The organism is Armatimonadia bacterium, from assembly GCA_039679385.1.
GTDB lineage: Bacteria > Armatimonadota > Zipacnadia > Zipacnadales > JABUFB01 > JAJFTQ01.
Genome location: JBDKVB010000153.1, coordinates 1 through 20,054 on the forward strand (window position 1 = coordinate 1; position 20,054 = coordinate 20,054).

At 63.7% G+C, this 20,054-nt stretch carries 15 protein-coding genes; 11 read left to right on the forward strand and 4 right to left on the reverse strand.

Translation table 11 applies throughout. From position 1 onward, the window contains the following. Window positions 1-252 precede the first annotated feature (252 nt). The 9 genes from ABFE16_17670 (at window position 253) to ABFE16_17710 (ending at window position 10,474) form a co-directional block, all read left to right on the forward strand. Complete coding sequence (locus tag ABFE16_17670; GenBank protein ID MEN6347131.1) at window positions 253-657, forward strand: S1 RNA-binding domain-containing protein; 405 nt, start codon at window positions 253-255, stop codon at window positions 655-657. Between the two features lie 246 nt (window positions 658-903). Then, on the forward strand, window positions 904-2,619 hold the full coding sequence (locus tag ABFE16_17675; GenBank protein MEN6347132.1) for an ATP-binding protein: 1,716 nt from the start codon (window positions 904-906) through the stop codon (window positions 2,617-2,619). 219 nt (window positions 2,620-2,838) lie between these two features. Beyond that, window positions 2,839-3,300, forward strand: a complete 462-nt coding sequence (gene rpiB / locus ABFE16_17680; protein MEN6347133.1) for a ribose 5-phosphate isomerase B — start codon at window positions 2,839-2,841, stop codon at window positions 3,298-3,300. A 23-nt stretch (window positions 3,301-3,323) separates the two neighbouring features. Continuing rightward, window positions 3,324-3,791: a cytidine/deoxycytidylate deaminase family protein gene (locus ABFE16_17685; protein MEN6347134.1), complete on the forward strand. Its 468-nt coding sequence runs from the start codon at window positions 3,324-3,326 to the stop codon at window positions 3,789-3,791. Window positions 3,792-3,794: 3 nt separating this feature from the next. Continuing rightward, window positions 3,795-4,751 carry an MraY family glycosyltransferase gene (locus ABFE16_17690; GenBank protein MEN6347135.1) on the forward strand — a complete coding sequence of 319 codons (957 nt, stop codon included), beginning with the start codon at window positions 3,795-3,797 and terminating at the stop codon, window positions 4,749-4,751. Next, the gene (gene wecB / locus ABFE16_17695) at window positions 4,748-5,935 is read left to right on the forward strand and encodes a UDP-N-acetylglucosamine 2-epimerase (non-hydrolyzing) (protein MEN6347136.1); all 1,188 of its coding nucleotides are present in this window, start codon (window positions 4,748-4,750) and stop codon (window positions 5,933-5,935) included. The genes ABFE16_17690 and wecB overlap by 4 nt, the downstream gene beginning before the upstream one ends. A 61-nt stretch (window positions 5,936-5,996) precedes the next feature. Beyond that, complete coding sequence (locus ABFE16_17700) at window positions 5,997-7,145, forward strand: AI-2E family transporter (protein MEN6347137.1); 1,149 nt, start codon at window positions 5,997-5,999, stop codon at window positions 7,143-7,145. Continuing rightward, window positions 7,142-7,960: an undecaprenyl-diphosphate phosphatase gene (locus ABFE16_17705; GenBank protein ID MEN6347138.1), complete on the forward strand. Its 819-nt coding sequence runs from the start codon at window positions 7,142-7,144 to the stop codon at window positions 7,958-7,960. The genes ABFE16_17700 and ABFE16_17705 overlap by 4 nt, the downstream gene beginning before the upstream one ends. A gap of 231 nt (window positions 7,961-8,191) precedes the next feature. After that, window positions 8,192-10,474, forward strand: a complete 2,283-nt coding sequence (locus ABFE16_17710; GenBank protein ID MEN6347139.1) for a sodium-translocating pyrophosphatase — start codon at window positions 8,192-8,194, stop codon at window positions 10,472-10,474. Window positions 10,475-10,582: 108 nt separating this feature from the next. Here the strand turns inward: ABFE16_17710 and ABFE16_17715 are convergent, their stop codons facing one another. Together ABFE16_17715 and ABFE16_17720 are read right to left on the reverse strand one after the other, a co-directional pair. Then, entirely contained in the window at window positions 10,583-11,968 is a 1,386-nt protein-coding gene (locus tag ABFE16_17715) for a sulfatase (GenBank protein ID MEN6347140.1), read from the reverse strand. 158 nt (window positions 11,969-12,126) lie between these two features. Next, on the reverse strand, window positions 12,127-12,993 hold the full coding sequence (locus tag ABFE16_17720; protein ID MEN6347141.1) for a hypothetical protein: 867 nt from the start codon (window positions 12,991-12,993) through the stop codon (window positions 12,127-12,129). A gap of 338 nt (window positions 12,994-13,331) precedes the next feature. Between ABFE16_17720 and ABFE16_17725 the strand changes: the two genes are divergently transcribed. After that, window positions 13,332-14,630 (forward strand): glycosyltransferase family 4 protein, encoded by a 1,299-nt coding sequence (locus ABFE16_17725; GenBank protein MEN6347142.1) that lies wholly within the window; start codon window positions 13,332-13,334, stop codon window positions 14,628-14,630. A 42-nt stretch (window positions 14,631-14,672) separates the two neighbouring features. Here the strand turns inward: ABFE16_17725 and ABFE16_17730 are convergent, their stop codons facing one another. Continuing rightward, complete coding sequence (locus tag ABFE16_17730; protein MEN6347143.1) at window positions 14,673-16,124, reverse strand: sulfatase-like hydrolase/transferase; 1,452 nt, start codon at window positions 16,122-16,124, stop codon at window positions 14,673-14,675. Between the two features lie 93 nt (window positions 16,125-16,217). Beyond that, complete coding sequence (locus tag ABFE16_17735) at window positions 16,218-18,353, reverse strand: beta-galactosidase (GenBank protein MEN6347144.1); 2,136 nt, start codon at window positions 18,351-18,353, stop codon at window positions 16,218-16,220. Between the two features lie 241 nt (window positions 18,354-18,594). On the opposite strand from ABFE16_17735, the gene ABFE16_17740 reads away from it, so the two are divergent. After that, entirely contained in the window at window positions 18,595-19,848 is a 1,254-nt protein-coding gene (locus ABFE16_17740) for an alpha-L-fucosidase (protein MEN6347145.1), read from the forward strand. The last annotated feature ends 206 nt before the right edge of the window (window positions 19,849-20,054 follow it).

Consider the following 20,054-nt stretch of genomic DNA (forward strand, 5'->3'; position numbering starts at 1 on the left):
CCACACTCCAGGTTGTCCCGACGTCGCTGGCAGGCACAGACCGCGTTTCTTGAGAAGTGCGAGCAGACCTCCTCGGTAACCTGGTTACGCGTGCCGCCAATGCTGTGCGTTAAAACCGATGCTCCTGTCGCCCGGGGGGTACTCCTTGACTCGGGCAGACCCCTGTTATTATAATGCCTCGTTGGGGCCGGTACGGGTCCCGAACTAGACGTGCGATAACTTGTAAGGAGGACCAGCAAGGCTGGCCAGCATATGCCCGTTGAGATCGGCGAAATATACGAGGGAACGGTTGTCAAGCTGCTCAAGTACGGAGCGATCGTGCGGCTCCCGGATGGCACCAGTGGACTGGTACACATCTCGGAGATTGCCGACGCCTTTGTGCACGATGTTGCGGACTATGTTCAGGAAGGCGAGAGCCTTAGGGTGAAGGTGACGGGCGAAAAGGAGGGCGGACGCCTGGAGATGTCTGCAAAGCAGGCGGAGCCGCTGTCGCCCCGCGAAGGCACGCCTTCTGCAGCCGCCGCAAACCGTCCCCGCCCGCGACCGGTGCCCCAAGAGTTCGAAGAGCGACTGGGTGACTTCATCCGCAGCAGCAATCAGCGCCTTAACGAGCTTCAGCGCTCCCGCAATGTACGGCGGCGTGGCGGACGTAAGTAGGTCGACTGGATCCGTCAGGCTCCCGGCGGTCTGTGTGAACTGAGGGCGGGGCGTGGTTGCCCGGGAGTCTGGGCACGGGCGTGGCGCCCTATTGTGTCACCTGTGGAGAGTGTCCGTCCACACGAATACTGTCGTTCCGGGCATGCAGACAGCTTCGATCCCCAGAGAGCTGGAGGCGGGCTTCCTCTTCCCTCTTCACGGACCGTCAGGTTCTGTGTGCCTGGCTTGCCAGGAGGACCCCGATAGATGCCTGATGACGCCAATGCCCCTGAGGACCCTAGGGCGATGCGCAAGGAACTGGAGCGCTACCGTCTTGTCGTCGGCGAACTCCAGGGGAAGATCAAAGAGCTCGAGGAAGAACTGAGCACCGCCGCCACCATGGCAGAGATGCCCATGGTGGTCGTTACGCGACCTGAGTTGCGCAAGACCCTCTCGCGACTCATCAACAAGGTCGCAATGATCGTGCAGGCCGAAAAAGTCATGATCATGCTCTACCAGGCCGAGGCCGGGGAGCTGGTCGTGTTGCCGCCTGCCATGGGCGTCACCGAGGAGCAGGCTACCGAGCTGCACGTCACCCCGGAGCAGGGAGTGAGTGGGCTCGTATATCGGACCGGTGAGTCGGCGATCTACAATGATGCCCTGAACGACCCCCGTACCCTCGACTCCGAAGTCTCCCTGCTGCGCATCCGCAACGGTATCGTCGTGCCCTTGACGATCAAGCAGCGCGATGAGGAGGAGCGCATCATCGATGAGCGCATCATCGGTGTCTTGCACGTCCTCAACAAGCGCTATGAGCAGCAGTTCAACGAGGACGACGTTCGCCTGCTCGAGATGCTTGCCGACCAGGCGGCGGCCGTCATCTCCAACGCTCAGCTCTACATCGAGCTGACCGAGGAGAAGCAGCAACTCGAAGACACCTTCGAGAGCATCCACGCCGGCATGATCGTGGTCACCACGAAGGGCCGCATCCGCCTCATCAACCCGGCTGCTTGCGCCATGCTCCACCTCCCCGCCAACGACTATCAGGGCAAGCTGCTCTCTGACGTCGTCAACAACGAGTCCGTCCTCGGGATGCTCAGCAACCTCGACCAGGCTCAGCGGGGCGAGTCCAAAGAGATCGGCGTCGAGGAAGACAAGCGCATCTACAAGGCCGAAGCCACCGCGATTGCCGGCGACAACGGTGAGGTCCAGAGCATTGTCGCGATCTTCAACGACATCACGGAACTGCGCCAGGTCGAACGGATGAAGACCGCCTTCGTCTCAACGGTCTCCCACGAGCTGCGCACGCCACTGACCTCCATCAAGGGCTTCGTCGCGACCCTGCTGGACGACAAAGACGGGACGCTCTACGACGAAGAGACCCGCTACGAGTTCTACACAATCATTGACCAGGAGTGCGACCGTCTCACCCGCCTGATCAGTGACTTGCTCAACGTGTCGCGCATTGAGTCCGGTCGCGCGCTGGACATGCAGATCAGCGAGGTCAACATCAACGAGTTGGCTTCCCGTGTGCTCGGACAGCAGCAGTCCTACACCGATCGGCACCAGTTGGTGTGCGAGGTCCCGGCTGACATGCCGCCCATCGAGGCTGACGCAGACAAGATTCAGCAGATCCTCGACAACTTGGTCGGCAACGCCATTAAGTACTCGCCCAACGGTGGGACCGTGTCAATCAGCGCGGAAGACGAGGGAGACAAGGTCCGCATCGACATCCGCGATCAGGGCCTGGGCGTCCCCGACCGACACCGCGAGAAGATCTTCGACCGCTTCCACATGGTTGATGATGACGTGGATCACAAGGCAATCAAGGGAACAGGCATCGGCCTGTACCTGGTAAGGCACCTTGCTCGGGCCCATGGCGGCGATGTGTGGCTGTCGTGGAGCGAGGTCGGCAAGGGTTCGTGTTTCTCGGTCCGCTTGCCGAAGGTCCAGCAAGCCCAGAAGGACATCGAGCAGGTCTAGTGGCATCTCGGTAGCGACGGGTTCGGCGCCTTCCTGGGCCATGATGGCTGTGCGCACGAGCAACGTCGTCCGAGAGCGTGGCCGCTACGGAAAGCGTGCCCCCTCTCCATGGGGGCCGTTTCTGTGAACGGCCACAGGAAACCAGCACACCTCAGGCCCCTGCAACTCGACGGGCCGCAGAGACGGGCCGCGAGCACCGGGCGCAGCGAGGCAGAAACCATGAAGATCATCCTTGGCTCAGACCACGCCGGCTATGAGATGAAAGAGGTCGTGCGCCAGTTTGTGGCCTCCGAGCTCGGGCATGAGGTCGAGGACGCCGGCACGCATAGCCAGGAGAGTTGTGACTTCCCCCGCTATGCCCAACGCGTTGGCCGAGCTGTGGTCCGCGGCGACGCAGACTTCGGGATCCTCGTCTGTGGCACCGGCATCGGCATGTGCATTGCAGCCAACAAGATACCTGGCGTCGCTGCAGCGCACTGCTGTGACAGCTACAGCGCCCGCATGACCCGGCTCCACAATGCCGCAAACGTGCTGTGCCTGGGCGGCCGCATCCTCGGCGTCGAAATCGCCAGGGACATCGTCCGCAACTTCCTGGCAGCGCCGGTCGACGACGGCGAGCGCTACGCCCGGCGTCGCGAACAGGTTCGAAGTATTGAGCGCAACGCAGAGGCGGAGCTGTGATGGGCCCTGATGCCCCTCACCGTATACGCCCGGCATGGGACGACTACTTCATGGACATCGCCCATGTCGTGGCCACCCGTTCGACTTGTGAGCGCCGTCAGGTGGGCGCTTTGCTGGTGAAGGACCGGCGCATACTCTCCACCGGCTACAACGGGCCACCGAAGGGCCTGCAGCACTGCGCCGAGCTCGGTGGATGCTTCCGCCGACAGCAGGGCATTCCCAGTGGGCAGCGCATTGAGCTGTGCCGCGCCCTCCATGCCGAGCAGAACGCCATCATCCAGGCTGCGGTATACGGCGTCGGGCTGGAGGGTGACCTCATCTGCTACTGCACATGCCAGCCCTGCGTAACCTGCGCCAAGATGCTCATCAACGTCAGCGTCTCACGAATTGTCTATGAGGGCGAGTATCCTGATCCCTTGTCGCTGGACATGCTCAACGAGGCCGGAGTCGAACTCCACCGATGGCAGCGTGGCGGGGAGCGTGACGCCTAGCCCATGGCTGTAGCCTATGCCGCGCTCGCCTCGCTCATTCTTGCCCTGGCGCTGACCCCCCTTTGGATTCGCCTCGCACCCCGTGTGGGTGCGGTTGATCGTCCGCGTGGGCGCCACAAACACAGGCATCCAACGCCCACCTCCGGCGGCCTTGCCATCTTCGTTGCCGTGTGGGCTGCCGTGCTTGCGGTCGAGGGCTGGCCGGTCCCCGACGTCGTGATCGGTCTGTTCATCGCCTCAGGCCTCCTTGTGCTGCTGAACGTCTACGACGACATCCACGGTCTCCCTCCCCTGGGTCGTCTCACAGCACAGGTCATGCTGGCTATCGTCGCCTACGCCTGGGGTGTCCGCATTGAGGGCATCGGGAATCTGGGTGGCCTTCTGGGCTCTGAGAGCTGGGTCGAGCTCGGGGCGCTTTCCGGTCCAATCACCGTCTTCTGGATCGTGCTCATCACCAATGGCCTCAACTGGCTTGACGGTCTCGACGGTCTCGCGGCCGGTGTAGCAGGAATCTCGGCTCTGACCCTGACCATCATGTCGACCTTCTCCCCCATGTTCGCCGTGGTGCCCGTCATCGGTATCACCTCTGCCGCACTCGTCGGAGCCTGCCTCGGCTTCCTGCGCTACAACTTCGCACCGGCCCGCGTCTTCATGGGCGATACCGGGGCCATGTTCCTGGGCTTCATGCTGGCCTGCCTCTCCGTGGTCGGCGCCTACAAGAGCCCGACTGCCGTCGCAGTATTCCTGCCGATCCTCGTGCTGGGCGTTCCTTTGTTCGACTCAACCAGCGCGATCCTCAAACGCATCCTGAGCGGCAAGAACCCCCTCGTGGGGGATCGCACGCACATTCACCACCGGCTGATTGACCGTGGGCTGACCGTCCGTCAGGCGGTGCTTGTGATCTACGGCTTCGCCGGGATACTGTGCCTTGCTGCCCTCTGGATATGGTGGAAACAATGATGCCAACCAAGATTGCCCTGGTGTTTGGAACGCGTCCGGAAGCGGTCAAGCTCGCCCCGCTGTACCATGAACTGCGGCGTCGCGAGGGGCAGTTCCAGGTCGAGGCCATCGTCACGGCCCAGCATCGGGAGATGCTCGACCAGATGCTGCATGCCTTTGACATTGTGCCCAGTGTCGACCTCAACATCATGCAGCCGGAGCAGACGCTCGCGGACATCACCTCCCGGGCACTCACCTTGCTGCAACCCGCCTTCGCCAAGCGCAGTCCCGACATGGTGATCGTCCAGGGCGACACCTGCACTGCCTTCGCCGCAGGGCTGGCGGCTTACTATGAGAGGATTCCGGTCGGGCATGTCGAGGCCGGACTGCGGACCAACGACAAATACTCTCCCTTCCCCGAGGAGATCTACCGCCGGCTAGTCGGCGTCCTCGCCGACGTCCACTTCGCGGCGACGCGTCGGGCCCGGCACAACCTACTTGGGGAGGGCGTCAACGTCGAGAAGATCTACGTGACGGGCAACCCGGTCGTCGACTCCCTCTACACGGTCCTCGAACGCGGTAGCGGCCTTGCCGGCACCGAGCTTGCCTGGGTCGACGACCTCAAGGGTCGCGTCTGCCTGCTCACCGCCCATCGTCGCGAGAGCCTTGGAGTGCCACTAACCCGCATCTTCCTGGCGGTCAAGGAACTCATCGAACGGTTCTCCGACCTGCACGTGATCTTCCCGGTGCACAAGAACCCCAAGGTCCAGAGGGCCGCCGAGGAGATCCTCGGGTCCTCCGAGCGAGTGGTGCTGTGTGACCCGGTGGACTACCTCACCTTTGTTCCTCTGATGGCCCGCGCAGATATCATCATCACCGACTCTGGTGGCGTCCAGGAAGAGGCGCCGGCGCTCGGAGTGCCGGTCATCGTCGTGCGGGACACTACCGAGCGTCCGGAGGGCGTGGCAGCCGGGGTAGCCAAGCTCGTGGGTACCGAGACCGAGCGTATCGTCGCCGAAGTCAGTCACCTGCTCAACAACCCCAACGAGTACCGCCGCATGGCCTCCCTTGGCTGCCCCTACGGCGACGGCAAGGCGTCTGCGCGAATCTGCGACGCCCTCGAGTTCTACTTCGGAATGCGTGACGCACGTCCCGCGGACTTCGACTGGCAGCCCGGCCAGCCGCCGGCTGAGACGAGCGAGTAGGTCAACCGGCAGGCATCCCGCAGGGACCGCTGCTGGGCGTTCCCCCGGCCACGTGAGCGACATGGAACAGTGGACTACCCGACGCGTAGCGCTGTTGACACTTACCGTAGGCATCGTGCTGTACTTGGTGTACTACGTGCCGGGAGCGGTCGCACACTTCGTAGATCGGGTCTGGGACGTCGTTGTCATCCTGATCCTCGCAACCGCCCTGGCCGTGTTGCTGTCACCCGCCGTCGGATTCCTGTGCCGTGTGCGCTTGCCCCTCCCGGCTCGACTGCAGCGCGTGGCGGCAACCCTTCTGGCTATGGTCGGTTGCGTGGCGTTGCTCTGGCTGGTAGTCTCTCTGATGGCCACGCAACTGTTCCACGAGACAGAGGGCATCCTGCAGGTCTCCAAGACGTGGTTGGCGCAAGCGCCGACCCAGCTTCAGATGTGGCTGGATGCCCACTCCGCGGACTTCCCACCGGAAGTGGTCTCCCGCGTCGCGGGCGCTGCCACGCAGATGACCCAGAGTCTGCTTCAGTACCAGTTCGGCTTCGCCAAGGGTGCGCTCCTTCGAGGCTGGTACATCGTTGAGCTGCTGATTGTGCCTGTCCTCGCCTTCTACTTCCTCATCGACGGCGATGCCTTGCGCAACGGAACCATCGCCTCGGCCCCGAAGCGATACAGGCAGTTCGTACGCGATGCGCTCAGCGACGTCAGCGCTGTGCTTCACAGCTACGTCCGCGCCCAGGTGCTGCTATGTGGAGGCGTCGCGGTGGCAGTTGGACTGATCCTCAAGCTCTGCGGGGTCAGCACCTATCTGTCGCTGGCCGTGCTGGCGGGCGTGCTCCGTATGGCGCCGATTGTGGGGCCGATCGTCGGTGGCGTGTTCTGCGTAGGTCTGCCACTGATCCAGAATGGGGTGCATACGGGCCTCGTCGTGCTCCTTTGCTACTGGTTGCTGTTCGTGGTTGATGGGAAGTTGCTCACTCCCATCCTCCTCGCCGGTAGCGCCATGCTGCACCCGGTCCTCGTCATCATCAGCCTGCTCCTGGGATACGAGTTCTTCGGAGTACTGGGGCTGCTGGTGGCCGTGCCGGCCGCAGGAATCCTGCGGGCACTCTACCTGCGCTATCGGCAGGCCTTCGTCGACACAACAGACGACGCCGACGCCATCCCCACGCAGGGCGCAGACGCAGAAAGGACAGGCGCTGAGCCAGCCGTATGAACCTCCTCACAGCAGTCTTGATCGCCGTCGTCCAGGGCGCGACAGAGTTCCTCCCGATATCCAGCAAGGCCCATGACGCTCTCGTTGGACGACTGCTCGGCGTGGAAGAGATGCCGGTCGCCTTCCTTATCACGATCCACCTGGGAACGCTTCTCGCCGTCTTCCTATACTATCGCCACGACCTGTGGGCGATGGTCCGCTCGCTGTTCCCAGCCGCTCGTGAAGAGAGCGAGACGGCACTTTCGCAGCGCTGCCAGTACCGACGGCTTTTCTGGCTACTGCTACTCGGAACGATCCCGGCGGCGGTTCTGGGCGCGCTGTTCGAAAGCAATATTGAGGCCGCACTGAACACACCAATCTACCACGGCTATGGCCTCCTCTTCACCGCGCTCATCCTCACCGTCGCGTCACGTCTTCAGGGCACCAGGGGCCTCAAGGAGACTGGTTGGCGGCAGGCCCTGGGCGTGGGGCTGGCCCAGTCGATGGCTCTTCTGCCCGGCGTGTCGCGCAGCGGCAGCACGATCACGGCCGGCCTCCTGTGCGGATTCGAGCGCGAGTTCGCGCCTCGTTTTGCCTTCCTGCTCTCGATCCCGGTCATCCTGGGTGGGTTCCTGTTCAAGGTCAAGGATATGGTCGAAGCCCACGTCTCCGGGGGCCTTGACCCGCTCACCTACCCACTCTCAGCGCTGGTTGCCGGGGTCACAGGATATTTCGCGATTGTGCTGGTAATCAATAGCGTCAAACGGGGAAATCTGCTATACTTTGCCGCGTACTGTCTGGCGGTCGGCCTGACAGTCATCCTTGTGTGCCGGTAAGTGGGGGCTGAGGTCGGGGGATGGGAGCGCTCGCGCAGGGGTACCGAGCGCTCACGGCCAGAGGCAATCCTCTGAGGCTATGCCAATCCACCTGGTTGGCGCCCGGGTGATGGAGACCCCGGGCAAAGCCGTGATACTAAGGCACTAGGCCGGCTGTGGCCTCTCAGCACAGCCGGGCAATCATACGTGCACCAAACTGCAACACCTAGGGAGGAGATAGCTGTGCAATCGATGACTCTGACGGCCTTCGAGAATGGAGCGATTGTCTTCACTCTCGTGGCCGCAGCAATCGGCCTGATCTACGCACTCGTCCTCCGCACCCGGATCACAGCGCTCGATCAGGGTACGGAGAAGATGAAACAGATCGCCAGCCAGATTCAGGAAGGCGCCATGGCCTACCTCGGGCGCCAGTTCCGCACCATCGCTCTGCTGGTCGTCCTTCTGTTTGTCGCTCTGATCCTCAGCGCCGGGGGCAATTGGAACCTCGGTATCGCCCGCGGCGTTGCCTTCTTGCTCGGGTGTCTCGCCTCTGGCGTCACCGGCTACATGGGCATGACCCTCGCGGTCCGCGGCAATGTGCGGTGCGCGAATGCCGCCCGCACGAGCCTCAAGGACGCCTTCGCCGTCGCCTTCAACTCTGGCGCCGTCGCCGGCATGTTCACCGTCACCATGGGCCTCGTCGGTGCAACCCTTATCTTCTGGATCTACAAGGAACACGCCACTGACGTCTTGCTCGGCTTTGGCTTCGGCGGCTGTCTGCTCGCCCTCTTCATGCGGGTCGGCGGCGGCATCTACACCAAGGCTGCGGACGTAGGCGCCGACCTGGTCGGCAAGGTTGAGGCCGGCATCCCCGAAGACGACCCGCGCAACGCAGCCGTTATCGCTGACAACGTCGGCGACAACGTCGGTGACTGCGCAGGGATGGCTGCCGACATCTTCGAATCCTACGAGATCACGCTGGTCGCTTCGATGATCCTAGCTCTAGCTCACGTCGAGGGCGGTTCGCCCGAAGGCATGCGCAAGGCAACCGTGTGGATCATCTTCCCGATCATCGTCCGCGCGATCGGCGTCTTGACCTCGATGTTCGGTATCGGCCTCGCCAGGATGAAGAGCGACGACGAACACCCGATCAAGGCCATCACCCGCGGCTTTGTCTCCTCTGCCCTTCTCTCCGCAGTCGCCTTCTGGGCAGTGGCTCGCTTCTATGTCGGCGCCGTGGGCAACGACCCGGACAACTGGGCCAAGCTCTTCCTCGCCACCTTCTCCGGTCTCGTCCTCGCGGTCGCGATGTACAAGCTGACCGAGTACTACACTTCCACTGAGTTCTCCCCGGTCAAGTCCATCGCCCGATCCACCCAGACCGGTAGCGCAACGACGATCCTCACCGGTTTCTCCGAGGGTCTCGAAAGCGCCGTCTACGCCCTGTTCGTGATCTGCGGCTGTCTCGTCTTCTCGATGCTCGTGTTCGGTAGCGAGGCGACCGCCGTGGAGATCCTCTACGGTGTCTCCCTGTGCGGCCTCGGCATGCTGACCACAACCGGTGTCATCATCTCCATGGACACCTTCGGGCCTGTTGCCGACAACGCCCAGGGCATCTCCGAGATGGCCGGCCTCGAAGACAACACCCAGAACGTCGAACTGCTGGATTCTGTGGGCAACACCACCAAGGCAGCGACCAAGGGTATCGCTATCGCCTCGGCCGTTATCGCCGCGATCTCGCTCTTCGGCTCCTACCTGTCCAAGGTTGCCGCTGCAAGCGCCGGCACCGGTGGCGCCGCGGAGAGCATCAGTGGGGCCGCTCTCTCCCAGTACCACATCAACATCGACAAGCCGGCAGTCTTCATCGGCGCCCTAATCGGTGGCGCGATGCCCTTCCTGTTCAGCTCCATGACCATCCGTGCCGTCAGCCGCGCGGCCTTCAAGATCATCAACGAGGTGCGTCGGCAGTTCCGTGAGATCCCTGGTCTCATGGAGGGCAAGGAAGGCGTCATGCCCGAGTCCGGCAAGGTCGTCGACATCTGCACCGCCGCCGCAATCCGCGAGCTCGTCGCTCCCGGTCTGCTGGCTGTCCTTTCCCCGGTCATCATCGGCGCATGGTTCGGCTGGGAGGGCCTCGGCGGCTTCCTCGGCGGTATCATCATCGTCGGGCAGCTCATGGCGGTTCTCATGTGCAACGCAGGTGGAGCCTGGGACAACGCCAAGAAGTCCATCGAAGATGGCGCCTACGGCGGCAAGGGCTCTGACGCCCACAAGGCCGCAGTCGTTGGCGACACCGTCGGTGACCCCTTCAAGGACACTGCCGGCCCCGCGCTGAACCCGCTCATCAAGGTCATGAACACCGTGGGTCTGCTCATCGCCCCGGCCATCGTTACCTATGCGGACAGCCTGGCACTCAAGCTCATCGGCGTCGTCCTCGCCGCCATCATCGCGGTTGCCCTCATCGTGGCCAAGCGCGAGACCAAGGACGTCCAGGAAGCCGAAGAGGCTCTGGAGCACGCTGGCGGGAAGGGCTAAGCCTCAACACACCGCCGCCCTTACACACAGACCAAACAGCGAGGCCGGAGCATTGCTCCGGCCTCGCTTCCTTTCCGCCTCAGCCTCTGACCTATCGGCAGGGCCGCGTTACTCGTAACGCGCCAGCATCTCCCCCATTCCCTGCCTGTCCAGATACGCAGCCAGGTGTTCGCGCAGGGCTGACACCACTTCCGCGTGCTTGCTCACCACATTGCGACGAGTGTTCGGGTCCGCCTCGAGGTCATACAGGGCCGGCTTGCGTTGACCCCGCCACGTGCAGTACATCCACTCACGCGTCATCACCTGTGCGTGTCCCCCCGCAGCACCGAGCACTGCCGCATCCTGCACGGACTTCGTCTTCCCCGTCAGCAGCGGCAGCAGCGACTGCCCCCACAACTCCGGCGCGATGTCGACCCCAAAGGCATCCAGCACCGTGGCGGTTATGTTCCAGGGCTGCGTGATCGCCTCGAAACGCCGTTCACCGGTCTGCCCCGGAAGCTTGATCATCAGGGGGATATGGCAAACGCCGCGGTAGTGCGGGAACCACTGATGGGGCTGCACAGCAGGCTTGCCCGCTGCCATCATCCGACCGTCCGCACCCAGCATGTGCCCCTTCTGAAGCATCCCGTTGTCATCCGGATAGCCCATGCAGGTGCCATGGTCGGTTGTGAAGATCAGCAGCACCTCGTCCTTGATCCCAAGCCGCTCCAGGGCCGCCAGCAGCCGCCCGAAGGAGGCATCGACCATCGACACCTCGCCGGCGTACCTCGCCCGGATGCTCTTCAGCTCCCGGGCGGTGATCCCCAGGGACTTGAGCAGGCCGTAGGTCGGCGCCTCAAACCGGCGGCCATGGAAGCCGGTGTCGTACATCTCCTCGTACCATACCGGCGGGTCCCAGGGCTCGTGTGGGTCGAAGGTGTCCAGGTACAGGAAGAAGTCGGGCCGCGTGTAGTTGCGCTCAAGCCACTCGATCGCCTTTGAGTAGGTCTTCGGCGCGAACCAATCCTCCTCAACCCGTCGATGCGCGCGTGTCTGCAGGATCTGGTGCCACCAGTCAGCCCCGTAACGTATCAGCTCGGGGTCGACCGGGAACTCTAGAGGGACGCCGGCGTCCATGCAGCAGGGATCGGCCTCCTGGCCACGGTTGCAGACCCAGGCGGTGAAGCCCTTGTACAGGTTGATCCCCCGCGTCACCGTGTTCTGAACATCGGTCACCATCATGGAAGGCACACCGGCCTGCGCCAGTCGCTCCGGCAGCGTCACCTCGTCCCCATCGATCATCTTCCAGCGGTTGAAGGGGACGCCCTTGTCCCCGCGTCCCAGGAACAGGTCGCGGCGCGTCGGCACCGTCGGAAAGGACCCGATGTAGGCGTGGTCAAAGACGTTGGCCTGCGCCGCCAGTCTATCGAAGTTCGGCGTGTGGATCCAGGGGTTCCCGTAGGCGCCGAGATGGTCACGGCGAAGCGAGTCGGTGACGACGAGGATGACCTTCATGGCAGCCTCTTCCTCTCGGAGTGGTGATCGGAGGGCCACGGCAGAAGACTACGACCTATGGGGGTGCTTCGGCAGGAGGCGCCACAGGACCTTCAGGGGGATACGAAAAGGGCCCCGGAACAAGTCCGGGGCCCTTGGTTACGACGGTAAGGGGCTGCCTACCAGGAGGAGCCGTAGCGGATGCCGAAGACCTGGATGTCCATGTCGTCATCTTCGCCCTGCACGGTACCGAAGTCCAAGGCGAGGCGGTTGTACTGCGCGCTGGCGCCCCAGGTGAAGTCGCTGTCGAGGGAGCCGACGCGGCCGGTGAGGTACTTGCACAGCTTGTACTCGCCACCGAAGTTGGTGGTGCTGCCATCGTAGGTGTCATCGTTCAGGTCGATGAGGTCGACGGCGAGCTTGGCGCGGCCGGTCTGGAAGGCAAGGCCGGCGTTGTAGTAGCGCTGGAACTCGTCGGCAACATCAACGCAGGTCGCCCCGAAGGACCAGGTGCCGGGGAAGCCAAGCAGATCGATCTGGTTCTGGTACTGCAGGCCGAGATCGACAGTCACACGAGAGACGGTGTGGACGCCGAGAACCGTCGGATACACGGGTTCGATGAACTTGTTCTGGCTGAGAAGAACGCCCCAGGCGAAGCCCTTGTCGGCCGTTTTCGAGAACCCCTGGCCGAAGCCTGCGAACCAGGACTTGTCGCCTTCAAGCCAATTGTAGCCGGCGCCAACACCCCAGTTCTCATTCTGGCGGCGCATGGAAGCCTGCAGCGCCCAGACGTCCATCTGACTGCCATTGGAGTCGCTCATGTAGCCAACCTGCCCGACCCAGTTGTCGGACGCGTTGGTGGTGAAGCCATTGTCGGTAAGGCGCGCAAGACCCGCGGGGTTGACATACGCGGTGGCATCCTCGTTGGTCATTGCCAGACCAGCGCCGCCGCGCCCCAGCCACGCCGCGTTCTGCGCGAAAGCCGGGCACAGACTGGCGGCCATTGCGGCGATGAGTACTGCTGCGAACAGGCCGACACTCCTCATTGTGTTACCTCCCATTGATGTAGTGCTGCTTCCGCCCGGCTTTCCCGGGGGGACACACTTCTGCGCCATTATAGCGGCGTGCCCCGCGATGTCAAGGATGGCCCTTCCGCTACGCTGCCCTGGACACGCTAGCAGTCCTGCCGTTCTCACCCCTGTAGTAGGGCCGAGCTGCGCACGTGACCGAACCCCCAGCACTGTCCGCCGCAGCCTTGACGGATACATGAAGGCAGGTTATCCTTCTCGCAAGCCTTGCGAGGGGCCGCGACGATCCGCGCTCGAAGACCGTAGGATTGCTTCACCCATGAAGTGGCCTGGTCACGGGAAGGGAGAGGCTCAGCTTGCGCATCCTCCATCTGGCGGCCGGAGCCGGACCGATGTACTGCGGCGCCTGTGCACGTGACCTGGCCCTTGCCCGAGGGCTCATCGGCCGCGGGCATGACTTCCAGATCATCCCGCTGTACACGCCTCTCAAGACCGAGGGCGACGACCCCTTCCCCACTCAACCTGTCTTCCTCGGCGGCATCAACGCCTATCTGCAACAGTATTCAGGCCTGTTCCGTCGCCTGCCGCCCTTCCTCGACCGCATACTTGACAGCCCTGCACTCCTCCGCTGGGCCTCCCGGTTCGCGCTGAGTACCGAAGCCGCAGACCTCGGCGCCACGACGGTCTCCGTCCTGGCTGGCCGCGAGGGCAACCAGGTCAAGGAGTTCGCCCGCCTTCTGGACTACCTCCTCTCCCAGGATCGTCCCCACCTGTTCAGCATCACGAACACGCTCCTGTCGGGCGTAGCGCCGGAGCTAAAGGCACGCTTCGGTCTGCCGATCACCTGCGGCCTCCAGGGCGAAGACGGCTTCGTCCGCTCGATGACCGAGCCCCATCGAACCCAGGCCCAGGACCTCATGCGCCGCAACGCCAGGGCCATCGACCTGTTCATTGCTCCGACCCACGCCTATGCGCAGGAGATGGCCGACTACCTGGCCCTGCCCGCTGAGAAGGTCAAGGTCGTCCACACTGGGCTAGAGGTCGACCCCTATCGTCGCATCGCGATGGGACGCTCGGCTCGCCTGGCCGACGCGCCCTTCACTCTTGGCTACCTGTCCTCCATCACCCCCGGCAAGGGGCTTGACCTGCTGGTGGAGGCGCTGCGAGTGCTCTTGCGCGATGCGGGCCGTGACGTGCGGCTTCGCGTGGCTGGCCTCGTACTCGACGCAGGCTACTGGAGGAGCCTCCAGGCATCGGTGAAGCGATCGGGGCTCGCTGATCGGATCGAATATCTGGGGGAGGTCGGTCTCGAGGGGAAGCTTGGCCTGCTGTCCGGCGTCGACGCTTTCTCCGTCCCCAGCAGGTTCAGTGAGGCTCGCGGCGTTGCCGTCATGGAAGCCCTGGCCGCCGGGGTGCCGGTCGTCGTGCCAAACGCCGGTGCATACCCCGAACTGCTCGCCCTCTGTGGCGGCGGAACGCTGTTCCCACCGGGTGACGCTGCGGCCCTGGCCTCTCAACTCGCACAGGTCATGGACGACCCCGCGGGAGCGCATCAGAGGGCCCAGGCAGGCTCGGAGGCTCTGGCCACGCTCTACTCCCATGAACGGACCGCCGCCGAGTACGAGAAGGCGCTGGAACCCCTGCTCCCGACCTGAGCAGCTTCCCCGAAGTCGCCTCGGCCAGAGCACCGGCCGGCTCTACTCCTCCGCGATGAAGGGGTTGGCCGGTAGCCCGCGCGGGTCACGCTCAAAGGGCGTCACGTCACTCGTCTGCAGGTACCAGTCCAGCAGCCGCGACTCCAGGTCTGCCCTCACCTCAGAGCAGTCCGAACAGTCGTAGAGGTTGTTCAACTCGCGCGGGTCCGCGGTCAGATCATACAGCTCACTGACGCCCTCCACCCGCCGAATCAGCTTGTGCGTGGCTGTGCGGATCATCGCCGCTCGGCAGACGCTGTTCGGGTGTTCCTGCTGGAGCTTGCCCTTCGGGTAGTAGATGGCTTTCCGGTCGGTCCAGGTGGCCTCCTGGCCCGGAGTGCCCTCGAAGCACAGCGGCTCGTGGCGTGCGTATCCTCCCTCGGCGAAGACGGCGCGGTCTGGGTCGCCGCAAGCTCCCTGCAACTGCGGCACCAGGCTCCGCGCGAAGTGTGTGTGCTGGGCCTCAATCCCCGCGAGCTCAAGCACCGTCGCCATCATGTCGAAGCACTCAATGGGCTCCTCGACCACATGCCCGCTGACCCCTCCGGGAGTGTGCACCACGAAGGGAACCCGGGTCATGCAGTCGTCGAGGCCGCTGGGCCACTTCTCCACCAGGCCAAAGTCGCCGGCCCAGTCTCCATGATCCGAGAAGAACACCACTGTCGTGTCCTCGGCAAGGCCCGTCTCCTCAAGGGTCGCCAGCAGCCTTCCGACCAACTCGTCGGTGAACCCGGTCATCCCCAGGTACACGGCCTGGATCTTGCGCAGCAGCTCCTCGGAGACCTCGGTCAGCCTTCGCGTCTCGCGGATCAGGCTGTGGAAGTCAGGCTTGCCCGGAAGATCCGCCGGTCGAAGCGCAGGCACCTCTGCCGGGTCGAAGCGGTCGTGCCAGTGCACCGGCGCTGAATACGGGCAGTGCGGGAAGGTCAGCGGTAGGTATACCGCAAAGGGCTCCTTCGGCTTTGAGCGCAGGAAGTCGATGGCCGACGAGACGTTCGCGTAATCGCCGTGCTCCTCCAGCGAACCCTTGTAGGGCTCGTACAGGAAGCTGTAGTACTCGGGGTCGTCCAGCGAGTAGGGATTGGCACCATGCATTCCGCCGCGGCGTCGGGTCTCCGCAGAGGTCACGCTGAGCGCAAAGCTCTCCGGCGAGAGCAGATCATTCTTGCCGTACCATCGCACCTGGTACCCCGACTGCTTGAGATAGCGCAGCAGGTTCGGCTCCTCCGGTCGCAGGCAGTGCCACAGCGTTCGGTGGCCCCGCACATGCGGGTACCACCCGGTCATGAAGCTCGCCCGCGACGGCGTGCAGACGGGGTGCTGCACATGGCATTGCTCGAAGCGTGTGCCCTGGGCGGCGAGCGCGTCGATGTTCGGCGTCTCGACGAGCAGATGCCCGTAGCAGCGCACGCTCTCGGCACGCAGTTCATCCGGGTTGATGAGCAGGAAGTTCATGGATCGCACCTCAGCGGAGGGTCTGGGGTAGGAGTCACGAGCCGCTGCCCCCGGAACTGGAGGCAGCGGCCCTCAAGGCTAGCGTCACAATCCTCACTTCACCAGACCGAGACGGACCTCATACATATCTGCCCCGACCTCGCGCGAGGCAGCGATGGTCTCCGGGTAGGGCGTGTCGCAGCAGTCGACGAAGCCGATCTGGTAGTTCTCGCCATCCAGCCCGCGACCCGTGGTCGGCTCATCCTGGTACTTGAACCAGCCGGTGCCGACGAAAGTGGGATTCAGCAGGGCGCCACGCAGGTAGCTTCGGTACACGTCGGCACGCTCCGCCTGGTCCTTCACCTTCACGAGACCGGTGTGGAACATCCCCCGATCGAGGGCGCCGAAGTGGAACTCACCGATGATCCTCGGCACGTCACCGAGACCGGCGAAGTCCAGGTCGGCCACAGAGCGCCGGTACAGGTTGTAGCTCACCACGTCACAGTACTTCGCGGCGGCCTGCGCGGCGGCGTTGTTGGTCCAGGCGAAACGGCACCCGAGATACAGGTTGTCCGGCGCGACTTCCTTCACGCAGTCCCGCACGGTCTTGAAGTAGGTCTCGGCGAGCTTGGAGTAGAAGGCGCGAAGGTCCTCGCCTGCCTTCTGCTTGTCCGGTGCGGCACGACTCTCGAGCAGCGCCTCCCAGGAGGCGCAGGTGGTTCCCCAGATGGCATTGAGCTTGTCGATGGTACCGTACTTCGCCTTGAGGTCCTCGAGGAACACGCGCTTTGCCGCCTGATCGGCCGGTGACTGGAGAGCCGCCAGGGCCAGAGAAGTGTCGTCGCCCCACGAGAGCTCATTGTCGACGAAGTAGCCCAGGCACCAGGGGTCCCCTGCGCTCTTGCCGACCTCCTGGGCCATGCGCTTCTGTGTGGCCTCCTTGAAGCTGGGGTCGAAGACATCCCGGAACTGCCCCCAGTAGCCGGTGCTACCCGCGATGTTCTTGCCCCCGGTCCCTGCGGCGACCGTGTAGGGAGTCTGATGCATGAGGTACACGTTCTGGTCCGACCAGTTGGCGATCGTGTTCATGCCCCAGCTTGCGAGACGCCGGTGTGCCTGCTGCGCGGAAAGGTCCCGCCAGCTATCCCCGTACTTGCGCTTGAGGTTGGCGTTGGTGAAGTTGAAGACCTTGGGCTGCTTGCCCGCATAGTAGCCATTCACAACGTGCCCCTGGACGCCCCAGAACTCCTGGAACTCCGGCTTGTCCCCCCCGAAGTCCTGGAACCACGTCTTCCGGTCATCGGTCGGCGTGTAGTCGCCGCTACGCACGCAGTCCATTCCGTGGGCCCAGAAGAGCTTGCCGTCGGGATCGACCAGCCACCACTTGCCGTCGTACTTCTCCGTGCGGAAGAACCCCGTGGCCTTCAGCGTCGGCCCCTTGGCGTAGCCGCCCCACTTGTCCCAGGTTGCCGGACGGGGATGGTCGGCCAGGTCCTTAGCCTCCTCGGTCACGCGCTGAGTCATCTCCGCCACCGAATGGGTCTTGCCCGGCCACTCGCGATGCACGTACTGGCCGAAGGTGTCGATGAAGGGGAAGAAGGTCTCCGCCGTCACCGTGTCCGGCGGTGGCGGGGTGTAGGTTCCACCGGCGCGCACGTTGTCGATCTCATAGGAGTGGTCGGCCGTGGGCTTGCCGACGAAAACCACAAGCTGCGTAACCTTCGCCGGGTCGATGGTGTGGGTGGTGTCGGCCTGCTGGGTCGGGTAGCCCCTCATGCCAAAGAGCTTGATACCGGGGATCCCCTGCGGCTTGCGGCTGAAGGTCACCTGCAGCACTCCGCTCTCGCCGGGCTTGAGGGCGATGTTGCCTGTGTTGCAGTTGTTGACACCGTCGGCGCCGGCGTTGTCAACGCGGCAGTTGACCTGCACGTCCTTGGTGCCGACGTTCCGCACATCAAGGGCGATGTAGTCGCACTTCGATAGGTCCCAGGTGCCGCCGGGAGCGACCAGAGTGATGCCCGGCCAGTCCACACCGTGACCGCTATCCACCCGAAGAGCGGAACCGCCCTCGGTCTTGGCCTGGGAGACCTTCACGTCGGAGGTCGGGACCTTCGAGAAGTCAAAGCCGCCCTCGAAATCGAAGAGCATGAGGTCTGCTGCTGCGCAGTGGACGGGCACGGTGAAGGCCAGACAGGCCAGCGCCGGGAGAGCCAACGCGCCGATGGACAAGAAGGACAGATACCTGTTCATGGTGTCGGGATGACCTCCTGGGTCACGACAGAGATGCGTGGGATGACACATGAGAGCACACAGTCAAAAGTCTACGCCGACTGCGGGGCACGACAGAGAGCCGCTACAAGTCGCTTCGCCCGGCGAGGCACAACTTCCTTCCACCTCCCCATGAGGAATCAGCAGGGCCTGTGGCGAAGCTTCCCGCTGCGTCGACCACACTGGGAGCTTACCAGCCTCAATGAGGAAGGGAAGTGCTGGAATGTCGCCCGCCAACAAACCAACATCAGAAGAGCAGGATCGCGCACGACGTCTTGAGTGGTTCCGCAAAGCTCGCTTCGGCATGTTCATCCACTGGGGCCTGTACGCCCAGTTGGGCCGCCACGAGTGGGTCATGAACCGCGAACGGATTCCGCTGGAGGAGTACGAGCCACTGGCAGATTCCTGGAAACCGGGACCCTGGCCCGCTCGGAAGTGGGCGAAGCTCGCAAGGCAAGCCGGTCAGCGCTACATGGTCATGACGACCAAGCATCATGAGGGGTTCTGCCTCTTCAACTCCGAGCTGACCGACTACAACGCCGTGAAACGCGGTCCCAAGCGCGACCTGGTGGCGGAGTACGTTGAGGCGGCCCGTGACGAGGGGCTCAAGGTCGGCTTCTACTACTCTCTCATGGACTGGCACCACCCCGACGGGGCCAAGTGCGCGAAAAACGAGAAGTCGCGTCGCCGCTTCGTCGACTACATCCACGGGCAGATCCGCGAGCTGCTGAGCAACTACGGCAAGATCGACATCCTGTGGTATGACGTGTCCTGGCCCCTCGACGCCGAGGGCTGGGAGTCCGAGAAGATGAACCGTATGGCGCTCGAACTGCAGCCCGACATCATCATCAACAACCGTAACCAGCTACCCGGCGACTTCGGCACACCCGAGCAGCACATCCGGGCGGAGGAAGGCGGCCGAATGTGGGAAGCCTGCATGACCTTCAACAACGCCTGGGGCTACACTCCGATTGACACCGACTGGAAGGACGCCGGGGCGGTTGCAGGGATGCTGCGCCAGGTTGCAGCCGGCGGCGGCAACCTCCTGCTGAACATCGGCCCGGCACCGGACGGCAGTGTTCCGGCACCGTGCCCGAAGGTCCTCAAGCAGGTCGGCGAGTGGCTCGACAAGTACGGCGACGCGATCTACGACGCCACGGACGCGATGCAGCAGGAGTGGTCGCCCATCGGCGCCTTCACCCGCAAGGGAGACACACTGTACTACCACGTCAACCGCTGGCCGGGCTCGCAGATCGCTATCGGCGGGCTACAGTGCGAGGTGAAGGAAGCGCATCTGATGGGTGGCCCGGAAGTGGCCTTCACGCAGAAGCTGGACCGCCTGGTGCTGACCGGCTTGCCCGAGCAGGCACCCGATCCGGTGACGACAGTCCTTGAGCTGAAGGTATCGGGAGAACCGCGCCAGACCCTCGGCGCCGGCTGCGTAATGCTCCCCAAGGACCCCTGGAAGAAGCTCTAGGCCCGACTCAGGCAGTCCCCTTCGCTGTGCCATCGAGAGGGGCGCCGCCAGATCGGCGCCCCTCTTCCGTTGCTGGATGTCCTCTTTGTCGCCCGGGTCCCCTCTGGACCCGTCGGAGGTTCCGGCAAAGGTCAGAGAAGGGGACTGTTGACAAGGTGGTGAACAGACAGGCCGAGACTGGAACTCAGATCATGCGCCGCCCGCCA